The sequence below is a fragment of the Nocardioides zeicaulis genome, assembly GCF_042432345.1.
GTDB lineage: Bacteria > Actinomycetota > Actinomycetes > Propionibacteriales > Nocardioidaceae > Nocardioides > Nocardioides zeicaulis.
On sequence record NZ_JBHLXH010000002.1, the window covers coordinates 696,810 to 703,503 of the forward strand.

A 6,694-nucleotide genomic window follows, 5' to 3' on the forward strand; every position below is an offset into this window, starting at 1 on the left:
CGCGCCCGATCGGCTCACTCCGCGCTCGACCACGCCTGCCGCAGGGTGACCCGGCCGCCGGTCTGGAGCAGCGCGCGGCGGTAGAGCCGCTCCCCCGCCCACACGGTGAGCGCCGCGAACGCGGCGAGGAGGCCGAGCGCCAGCAGGGGCTCCCACCAGGCGACGCCGCCGGCGAGGATCCGCTTCGGCATCACGACCGCCGAGACGGGCGGGACGTACGACGCCACCACCTGCGCGCGACCGTCGAGGGAGAGCCCGCCGAAGAACATCACCAGCATCAGCATCGTCAGGGGCGTCGAGGTGGCCTGGAGGTCCTCGGTGCGCGAGGCCAGCGAGCCCGCCACCGCCCACAGGCAGGCGAGGGCGACGAAGCCGGCGACGAAGAAGGCGATGAACCACGCGGCCGGCCCCGAGAGGTCGGGGACGTAGGACTTGTAGGAGGTGAAGGACAGGCCGACGAGCCCGACCACGGCGTAGAGCAGGACCTGGATCAGCGCGAGGGCGGTGTTGCCGAGGACCTTGCCGGCCAGCAGGTGCCGCAGCGGGATGGCCGCGGCGATGATCTCCACGATGCGGCTCTGCTTCTCCTCGATGACCGAGGAGGCCAGCTGCATCCCGAAGACCAGGGCGGCGAAGTAGAACAGGAAGACGAACACGAAGCCGACGGCGTCGGCCACGGCCGCCTTCTCGGCGTCGCCCTGGAGGAAGCCGGTGTCGACGGTGCTGCCGGCCTCGAGCTGCTCGAGGGTCACGCCCGTGCCGGCGGCGTTCTCCGCGAGCACCTGCTGGCGCACCACCGCGCTCACGACCGAGGTCAGCGAGTCGTCCTCGCTCGACTTGGTGGTCAGCTGCCAGCCGCCGTCGACGGGGTGCAGCCACGCGTCGGCCTCGTCGTCGGTGAGCAGCCTCTCCGCGGCCGCCCGGTCGTCGACGTCGGTGAGGCTGACCTCGACCTGGTCGTCGACCTCCGGCCCGTCGTCGACGACGGCCTGGCCCATCGCGGCCGCGTCGGGCGTGACCGCCAGGGTGACCTGGTCGGTGCGCCCGTCCTGCCAGGCCGAGAACCCGATGAAGCCGGCGATCATCGCCACCATCAGCACGGTGCCGATGAGGAAGGACTTGTCGGTGATCCGCGAGACGACCTCGCGGCGGGTGACGAGCAGCCAGGCCGGCTCGTCGGAGCGGCGGTCGGCGGCCCGGTCGTCGGCCCGGTCGTCGGTGGGGCGCTGGTCGGTCTGGGTGCTCATGCGGTGGCCTCCCGGTAGATCTCGCTGAGTGCCGGGCGGACCCGGACGAACTCGTGGACGGCGCCCCGGCGGGTCGCCTCGGTGATGAGGTGCTGCTCGGCGCCCTCCTCGCGGACCTCGACGAGGGCCGAGGTGCCGTCGAGGTCGAGCACGTCGAGACCGGACTGGTCACGCACCCAACCGGCGTCGCCGCCGAGCACGAGCCGGAAGCGCGGCACCCCCGCGTCGCGCAGCTCCGAGACCGTGCCGGCGGCGACCCGGCGTCCGCGGGCCAGCACGACCAGGCGGTCGCACAGGCGCTCGACCAGGTCGAGCTGGTGGCTGGAGAACAGCACGGGCACCCCGTCGCGGGTGTACTCGCGCAGCAGGTCGACCATCGAGTCGACCGCCAGCGGGTCGAGACCGGAGAAGGGCTCGTCGAGCACCAGCGCGATCGGGCGCGGCAGCACGGAGGCGATGATCTGGACCCGCTGCTGGTTGCCCAGCGAGAGCTTCTCCAGGTGGTCCTTGCTCCGTTCCCCCAGTCCGAACCGCTCGAGCAGCTCAAGGACCGCGGTGCGGGCCGAGGACCGGTCCATGCCCTTGAGCTGGGCGACGTAGACGAGCTGGTCGAGGATGGGCTGCTTGGGGTAGAGGCCGCGCTCCTCGGGCATGTAGCCGAACGAGCGGCGGTCCAGCCGGCTGATCGGCCGGCCCTGCCACAGCACCTCCCCCTCGTCGATGCCGAGCACGCCCATCACCATCCGCATGGTGGTGGTCTTGCCGGCGCCGTTGGCGCCGACGAAGCCGGTCATCTGCCCGGCCGGCACCTCGAACGAGACGTGGTCGACGGCCGTGGCCTCGCCGAACCTGCGGGTGAGCTCCCTGATCTCCAACATGGCACCGACGCTAGGGCGGGCGGGCCCCCGTGGGATCCCCCGCAAGACGGAACCTCAGTCCTCCGCCGGGGGGACCAGGCCGGCCTCGTAGGCGTACACGACCGCCTGCACGCGGTCGCGCAGGTGCAGCTTCGCGAGCACGTTGGACACGTGGGTCTTCACCGTCGCCTCGCCGAGCACCAGCTCCGCGGCGATCTCGCCGTTCGACAGCCCGCGCGCCAGCATCACCAGCACCTCGCGCTCGCGGGCGGTCAGGTGGGCCAGCTCCGCCGGCTCCGCGACGGCAGGGCGTCCGGGGGGCGGGGACGCCATCCGGCCGATCACCCGGCGGGTCACCTCGGGTGCGAGGAGCGCGTGGCCCCGACCGGCCGCGCGCACCGCGTCGAGGAGCTGCTCGGGGCCGGCGTTCTTGAGCAGGAAGCCGCTGGCACCCGCCTCGAGGGCGGCGAACAGGTAGTCGTCGCTGTCGAAGGTCGTCACGATGACGACGTGGCCCAGGTCCTCGGCCACGAGGTGCCCGGTCGCCTCGATCCCGTCCATCCGGGGCATCTGCACGTCCATCAGCACCACGTCGGGAAGGGTCTCGCGGGCCCGCTCGAGCGCCTGCAGGCCGTCGGCGGCCTCGCCGACGACCTCGATGTCGTCCTCGACCGAGAGCACCATCGCGAAGCCCGAGCGGACCATCGCGTGGTCGTCGACGAGCAGGACCCGCAGCGGCTCGCTCACCGGGCCCCCAGCGGGTAGCGCACGCGCACGCGGTAGCCGCCGGTCACCCGGGGCCCGATCTCGACCTGGCCGCCGTGCGTGGCGGCGCGCTCGCGGATGCCGAGCTGGCCGAGGCCGCTGCCCGACGTGCCGTGGCGGGGCCGGCCGTTGTCGACGACCTCGACCTCGGCGTAGGAGGCCGCCTCGTCGATGCGCACCACGACCGACGCGCTGTCGGCCGTCGAGTGGCGGCGGACGTTGGCCAGCGCCTCCTGCACCGTCCGGTAGACCGCGAGCCCCACCCCGCGCGGCACGCTGGCGGCCGCGACCTCGCAGCTCGGGACCACGTCGAGGGACACGACGAGGCCCTGCCCACCCACCTCGGCGACCAGGTCGGGTAGGTCGGCGACCCCGGCCTCGGGCGTACGCGCGGTGCCGGCGTCGTCGGCCACGCCACGGTCGCCGACCCCCTCGCGCAGCGTGCCGAGGAGGCGGCGCATCTGGGTGACCGCGTCGCGGGAGGCCTGCTCGACGTGGGACAGCGCGGTGCGGGCGGCGTCGGGGTCGCGGTCGAGCACCCGTCGCGCCGCACCCGCCTGCACGCCCATCGCCGAGACGCCGTGGGCGACGACGTCGTGCAGCTCGCGGGCGATGCGCAGGCGCTCGTCGACGACCGCCTGCTCCCGCAGCCGGCCGGCCTGCGCGGCGATCGTGGTGGCCTGCTCCTGCAGGCGCACCCGCTGGCGCGCCGCACGCCAGGAGACGCCGCCCCCGGCGATCGCGCCGCCGAAGTAGATGATGTTGATCAGGAGGGTGATGCCGACCGCCGCGGGGATCGGGGCGAAGAGCCCGACCTGCTCGGTGAGGCCCTCGTCGTCGAGCCACTCCTGCGCCGAGGAGCCCAGTGCGAACTGCCAGGCGATCCAGGCGAACATGAACAGCACGATCGTGCCGACCACCACGACCATCGCCCGGCGGTCGCGGGCGTAGGCCACCCCCGACAGCAGCGCGACGAAGTAGACGATCTGCAGCGACACCTGGCCCATCACCTCGGGCATGGTCACGCCGGCGACGAACATGTGGACGGCCGCCAGGACGGCGACGGCCAGGGGCCACCGCCGGCGGCCCAGCAGCAGCGCGGCGCCGGTGGCGACCGCCAGCCACTGCGCCCACACCGCGGTGTCGGTGTGCTGGAACCCGCCCGCGCTGCGGACCAGCTCGAGCGCCAGCAGGCTGACGGCGGCGACGCCGACGGCCAGCACGACGTCCTGGCGGCCCACGGAGGGGCGCGGACGCTCCCACGGGTCGTCGACGCCGAACCAGTCGAGCAGGCGGGTCGTGGGGCTGGGCACGCGCCGAGGGTAGAGGGCGCGGGGACGACGCGGATCCGTCGGGAGGAGGAGATCGCGTCGGCTGACACACTCCACCCCATGACGGTCGCGAAGTCCCTCGCCCTGTTCGTCCTCGCCGCGCTCGCCGAGATCGGGGGCGCCTGGCTGGTGTGGCAGGGCATCCGCGAGCACCGCGGCTGGCTGTGGGTGGGCGCGGGGTTCGTCGCGCTCGGCCTCTACGGCCTCGTCGCCACGCTGCAGCCCGACGCCAGCTTCGGACGGATCCTGGCGGCGTACGGCGGGGTCTTCGTCGCCGGGTCCCTCGCGTGGGGCATGGTCGTCGACGGCTTCCGCCCCGACCGGTACGACGTCGCCGGTGCGCTGGTGTGCCTGGTCGGGGTCGCGGTGATCATGTACGCACCGCGACCCGCCTAGTCGACCTCGAGCCCGGTCACTCGACCGGCAGGCCCAGGCCGCGGGCGATGAGCATCCGCTGCACCTCCGAGGTGCCCTCGCCGATCTCGAGCACCTTGGCGTCGCGGTAGAACCGGACGACGGGGTACTCCTCCATGAAGCCGTAGCCACCGAACACCTGCGTGGCGATGCGGGTCGCGGTCACGGCCGACTCGGTGGCGTAGAGCTTGGCGACGGCGGCGGCCTGCTTGAAGGCGGCCATCGAGACGTCGTGGCCGGCGTCCATGGCGTCCTTCATGGCGGCGGCCTTGTAGGTCAGCAGGCGCGAGGCGTCGAGCATGACCTGCAGGTCGGAGACCTGGAAGGCCAGGCCCTGCTTGCGGCCGATGGGGCCGCCGAAGGTCTGGCGCTCGCCGGCGTACTGCAGCGACAGGTCGAGGCAGGCCTGGATGCAGCCGACCGCGAGCGCGGCGATGGCCACGCGCCCGTCGTCGAGCGTGGCGAGGAACTGGGCGTAGCCGCGGCCACGCTCGCCGAGGAGGTTCTCCTCCGGGACGCGGACGTCGGAGAAGGACAGCGGGTGGGTGTCGGAGGCGTGCCAGCCGAGCTTGTCGTAGGCCTTCTCGGCGGTGAAGCCGGGCGTGCCGGACGGCAGGATGATCGCGGAGATCTCGGGGCGGCCGTCGGGCCGCTCGCCGGTGCGCGCGGTCACCGTGACCACCGAGGTGATCGAGGAGCCGGAGTTGGTGATGAACTGCTTCGCGCCGTTGACGACCCACTCGCCGTCCTGCAGCACGGCCTTGGTCTTCGTCGCGCCGGCGTCCGAACCCGCACCGGGCTCGGTGAGGCCGAAGCCCGCGAGCCGCTCACCGGCGACGAGGTCGGGCAGCCAGGTCTTCTTCTGCTCGTCGGTGCCGAAGGTGAGGATCGGGTTGATGCCGAGGCCGACCGCGGCCTCGAGCGTGATGCCCATCGACTGGTCGACGCGGCCGACCTCCTCGATCGCCAGGCACAGCGACGTGAAGCCGCCGTCCTCGCCGGCCATCCCGGCGCCGCCGAACTCCTCGGGCGCGGTCAGGCCCATCAGCCCGAGGGCGCCCATCTTCTGGACGACGTCGGTCGGGAAGTGGTGGTCGCGGTCCCACTGGGCGGCGTGCGGCGCGATCTCGGCCTCGGCGAAGTCGCGGACGCTGCGGCGGAACTGCTCGTGCTCGGGGGACAGCTCGAAGGTCATGCACGTCACATTACCGCCCCAGGTTAGCGATCGCTAACCATGGATGTGACGCAGTCGATTCCCCGGCCCACCACCTTCCGCACTACCGTTAGGTGAGCCTAAGCAAAGTGAGGACCACCCCCGTGCAGACTTCCCCGCGCCGATCCGTGCGACGCGCCGCCGTCGCCCTGGCCAGCGTCGCCCTGACCGCCTCCACCCTCACCGGGTGCGGCGTGTTCGGCTCCCCCGACCTCGTCATCTACAACGCCCAGCACGAGCAGCTGCTCGACGAGCTGGTGCCGAAGTTCGAGGAGGAGACCGGCCTCGACGTCGAGCTGCGCAACGGCAAGGACCTCGAGATGGCCAACCAGATCGTCGAGGAGGGCAAGGACTCCCCCGCCGACGTCTTCCTGACCGAGAACTCGCCGGCCATGAGCATCGTCGACAACGCGGGCCTCTTCTCCGAGCTGCCCGAGTCGGCGACCGCCACGATCCCGGACCAGTACGTCCCGTCCGACCGGAGGTGGACCGGCTTCCTGGCCCGCTCGACCGTCGTGATGTACAACGACTCGCTCAACGAGGCCGACATGCCGGCCTCGATCCTCGACTTCGCCGAGCCCGAGTGGAAGGGCCGCGTCGCCTTCTCCCCCACCGGCGCCGACTTCCAGGCGATCGTCTCCGCCGTCCTCGCGCTCGAGGGCGAGCAGGCCACCGCCGACTGGCTCGCCGGGCTCAAGGCCAACGGCGTCATCGTGCAGAACAACCTCGTCGTGATGCAGTCGGTCGACTCCGGCGAGGTCGACGCCGGCATCGCCTACAGCTACTACTGGTACCGCGACCGCGCCGAGAACGGCTCGGACTCCGACAGCTCGCAGCTCTACTTCTTCGGCAACCAGGATCCCGGCG

Annotated in this window: 7 protein-coding genes; 2 read left to right on the forward strand and 5 right to left on the reverse strand. The window is 72.5% G+C overall.

Annotated elements, in window-relative coordinates:
• Positions 1-14 precede the first annotated feature (14 nt).
• Genes ACFFJG_RS17975 through ACFFJG_RS17990 form a run of 4 tightly spaced genes read right to left on the reverse strand, consistent with a single transcriptional unit; the run spans position 15 to position 4,182 of the window.
• Entirely contained in the window at positions 15-1,247 is a 1,233-nt protein-coding gene (locus tag ACFFJG_RS17975) for an ABC transporter permease (RefSeq protein ID WP_378520149.1), read from the reverse strand.
• On the reverse strand, positions 1,244-2,125 hold the full coding sequence (locus tag ACFFJG_RS17980; protein ID WP_378520150.1) for an ABC transporter ATP-binding protein: 882 nt from the start codon (positions 2,123-2,125) through the stop codon (positions 1,244-1,246). Before ACFFJG_RS17980 ends, ACFFJG_RS17975 begins: the two co-directional genes overlap by 4 nt.
• A gap of 54 nt (positions 2,126-2,179) precedes the next feature.
• Positions 2,180-2,851 carry a response regulator gene (locus ACFFJG_RS17985; RefSeq protein ID WP_378520151.1) on the reverse strand — a complete coding sequence of 224 codons (672 nt, stop codon included), beginning with the start codon at positions 2,849-2,851 and terminating at the stop codon, positions 2,180-2,182.
• Positions 2,848-4,182: a sensor histidine kinase gene (locus ACFFJG_RS17990; protein WP_378520152.1), complete on the reverse strand. Its 1,335-nt coding sequence runs from the start codon at positions 4,180-4,182 to the stop codon at positions 2,848-2,850. The genes ACFFJG_RS17985 and ACFFJG_RS17990 overlap by 4 nt, the downstream gene beginning before the upstream one ends.
• 78 nt (positions 4,183-4,260) lie before the next feature.
• Between ACFFJG_RS17990 and ACFFJG_RS17995 the strand changes: the two genes are divergently transcribed.
• Positions 4,261-4,596: a YnfA family protein gene (locus ACFFJG_RS17995; protein ID WP_378520153.1), complete on the forward strand. Its 336-nt coding sequence runs from the start codon at positions 4,261-4,263 to the stop codon at positions 4,594-4,596.
• A 16-nt stretch (positions 4,597-4,612) separates the two neighbouring features.
• Here ACFFJG_RS17995 and ACFFJG_RS18000 read toward each other — a convergent pair whose 3' ends face one another.
• Positions 4,613-5,809 (reverse strand): acyl-CoA dehydrogenase family protein, encoded by a 1,197-nt coding sequence (locus ACFFJG_RS18000; RefSeq protein WP_378520154.1) that lies wholly within the window; start codon positions 5,807-5,809, stop codon positions 4,613-4,615.
• 122 nt (positions 5,810-5,931) lie between these two features.
• Between ACFFJG_RS18000 and ACFFJG_RS18005 the strand changes: the two genes are divergently transcribed.
• On the forward strand, positions 5,932-6,694 hold a 763-nt coding region (locus tag ACFFJG_RS18005), incomplete at its 3' end, for an extracellular solute-binding protein (protein ID WP_378520155.1).

Bases quoted from the DNA above. Each gene is read 5' to 3' on its own strand.
- ACFFJG_RS17975 (WP_378520149.1), bottom strand. From the start codon at position 1,247: ATGAGCACCCAGACCGACCAGCGCCCCACCGACGACCGGGCCGACGAC.
- ACFFJG_RS17980 (WP_378520150.1), bottom strand. From the start codon at position 2,125: ATGTTGGAGATCAGGGAGCTCACCCGCAGGTTCGGCGAGGCCACGGCC.
- ACFFJG_RS17995 (WP_378520153.1), top strand. From the start codon at position 4,261: ATGACGGTCGCGAAGTCCCTCGCCCTGTTCGTCCTCGCCGCGCTCGCC.
- ACFFJG_RS18000 (WP_378520154.1), bottom strand. From the start codon at position 5,809: ATGACCTTCGAGCTGTCCCCCGAGCACGAGCAGTTCCGCCGCAGCGTC.